1 protein-coding gene is annotated in these 3,027 nt (G+C 53.8%); it reads right to left on the bottom strand.

Annotation, left to right across the window (positions count from 1 at the left end; genetic code table 11):
- Positions 1 to 66: 66 nt before the first annotated feature.
- Complete coding sequence (speC, locus tag Q0482_RS06410) at positions 67 to 2,256, bottom strand: ornithine decarboxylase (RefSeq protein WP_299144809.1); 2,190 nt, start codon at positions 2,254 to 2,256, stop codon at positions 67 to 69.
- Positions 2,257 to 3,027: the final 771 nt, after the last annotated feature.

Raw genomic sequence — 3,027 nt, forward strand, 5'->3', positions numbered from 1 at the left:
ATAAAATCTAGCGTTTTCAGCATCGCTTTTTCATAACTTGTAAACTCCTGCTAGCACCCCTGCCCACTAATCCTTATAATCCTTTTCATATTCTTTCTTCAGCACATAGCCTTTGGCCTGCAAATGGCCGGAGCTGTCTTTTTCCAGATACACGCCCTGCAGTTCCGGGGCGAAGCCGGGGAGGATGTTTGCCGTTTCCACGAAGTCCAGGAAGTAGTCCAGGGCAATGCGGGACCACCGCTCCCCTGGCTGGACGCAGGTGACACCGGGGGGATAGGGTACAGCGGCCTGGAGAGCCACTCTTCCTTCCGCCTCTTCCAGAGGGATAAGCTCCCCCTTTCCCCGCACCAGGGCCCAGTTGGCCTCCTGGGGGCTCGTGAAGTATTCCGGGAAGTAGGCTTTCAGGAACATTTTCTTCTGCAGCACGTTGATTTTCCTTGCTTTATAGAAATCATGAAGTTCCTGACAGAGCCGGCGGATGGTGTAGCGTTCGTAGCGGGATTTGTATTTTCCGTATACCGTGGGGAGTACCTTTTCCATCAGGGAATTTTCATCGATATGTTTTTCAAACTGCACCAGCTTGGTAATGAGATTATCCAGCTTCGTTTCCGTTTCTGCCGGCGTCATAAGAAAGAGGATGTCGTTCAGGTCGCATTTTTCCGGAATCACCTGGTTATCCCGAAGGTAATCGGCCAGAATAACGGCGGGAATGCCGAAGTCCTCGTATTCCCCGGTTTCCATGTTAATGCCCGGTGTCATGAGCTGCAGTTTCATGGGGTCTATGAAATACTGGCCCTTGGCGTACCCCTGGAAGGAGTGCCACTTGCCTCCCGGTTCGAAGGCAAAGTAGGAAATGTCCTCCGCCATTTCTTCCGTGTCCCCCTCTTCCCATTTCTTTCCATGCACCAGGGGCGGCACAATGGGACGGAGGTAGCGGCAGTGGCGGAGTACCTTTTTTCTGGCGTTAATGGCATTCACAATGCACTCATGCCACAGCATTTTTCCCGCTTCCCCCTCCTGCATTTTAGCATTCATATCCAGGGACGCGAAAATCTGGTAGTTAGGCGAGGTAGACGAATTCACCATGAAGGCATTATTGAAGATTTTATGGGGCACGTACCGCTTCTGCCCTTTAATATGGGAATCCTTTTTCAGAATCTGGGAGGCCTGGGAGAAACCGGCCTGCTGCTTATGGATGGACTGGGTGACAATGATGCCTGGGTCGTCGGGCTTAAGGTCAAGAAGCAGGGGGCTGCAGTCCTTCATCATGGGAATGAACTGCTCGTACCCCACCCATGCCGAATCGAAGACAATGTAATCGCAGAGATGGCCGATTTTCTCCACCACCTGACGGGCATTGTAAATGCAGCCGTCATAGTTTCCCAGCTGGATCACCGCCGCCCGGAGAGGACGGTCCATGCGGGCCCGCTTGGGATCCCTTTCCGCAATGAGCATGCGGATATACTCTTCATTGAAGCAGTGATCCAGCACGCCGCCGATGAGGCCGAAGGGATTTCTGGCGGTTTCCAGATAAATGGGGATGGCCCCGGCCTGGATAAGGGCGCCGTAGCCTACGGATTTATGGTTATTTCTTTCATAAAGCACCAGGTCCCCCGGTGTCAGAAGGGCATTCATTACCACCTTGTTGGCACCGGAAGTGCCGTTCAGGATGAAATAGGCCTTGTCCGCATTAAACACCCGGGCTGCATGCTTCTGGGCTGCCAGCGCCGCCCCTTCATGGATAAGGAGATCCCCCATGGCCACATCGGCGTTGCAGAGGTCTGCGCGGAAAGTATTTTCCCCGTAGAAATCATAAAAGATGCGTCCGGCGGGATGCTTGGTGAAATAAGAGCCCCCCTGATGGCCGGGGCAGTCAAATTCCGAATTTCCCCAGCTCACATATTCCCGAAGCATTTTAAAGAAAGGCGGAAGGAGGGAATCCTCATAGGAAGAAGCCGCCTTTTCGATCTGCCGTTCGAAAAAAGGACGGTGCAGAGGATTGGTGTCAAGAATGCCCCACACCTTGCCCAGCACATCGTCAGTCTTCTCAAACCGGTCAGCCGCCACAAGGAACAGAGGAATATGAAAAGCTCTGACCCTCCGGTCATTCAGTATGCCGCTGTCCTCCTCCGTCACTACCAGACCGGCAATATCCGTAAAATCCGTCTCCTCCGCAGCAGCCGCCTCCCTGGTAGGAACAGGCGGAAACAGCTCCAGCGCCTTCTTCGTATAAGCAATCTTCAAATGGTCCTGCATGGGAATCCTCCTATACCGTCGGATAATTTTTGCTTTACATCTTATAGATAGTATATCAAATGGAAGGGAAGGTTTACAGGGTGAGAGGAAAAGGTTCTTAGGTTTGACGGCGGCTCCACCGCCGAGGGTTGTGGTGGCGGCTGCGCCGCAGGATAAAAAGGGGCGCGCCTGTCGGCGCAGGTTGTGTAGAAGGGTTGTGGGTGAAAAGGTTCTTAGGATTGACCGGCCCTTGGGGCCACAAAGTGGCCCGGGTTCAAAGGGTTCAGAAGGTTCAAAGGGTTCAGAGGGGAAGGTATCGCCCTGCGGGCGATGAGTTTTATAGCCAGCGTTACGGGATTACCCTTTGTGCCAGCAGTGCTGCATGACGAAGAGCCAAAGCCTTCTTCCTTTGGAAGACAGAAGCCCTGCAGAGGGCTTCTGAGTCGGGCTATTATTCGAGTATAGCCTGCCCCACAGGGGAAACGACTCACTGGATTCTCAGGTCGCTCATGCTCCCCTACAGCACGGCTATCACCGACTCACAATAATTTGTGCGTCGCTTTGCTCCTGCAAATTATGTTCGCTGGTGTGACTCCAGTTCGCTGTGCACACACAAAGCGAGCACCTTAATGCCCGACGGTGGCGCCGTTAGGCGACGGATGATAGCGGTTTTCGTAAGGGGCGCGCTGATTCTGCGACTGAGTCAGTGCTCCCCTCAAAAATCCGAGGCCCCGCAGGGGCCTGATGTATCGCATTCGTGAAAAGCCGCCTGCGGCGGCCCCCCCTTCCACC

Origin of the sequence: uncultured Dialister sp. (assembly GCF_937959425.1) — a bacterium.
Lineage (GTDB): Bacteria > Bacillota > Negativicutes > Veillonellales > Dialisteraceae > Dialister.

Excerpts from the sequence above, each read along its gene's own strand:
- speC (WP_299144809.1), bottom strand. The coding sequence starts at position 2,256 with ATGCAGGACCATTTGAAGATTGCTTATACGAAGAAGGCGCTGGAGCTG.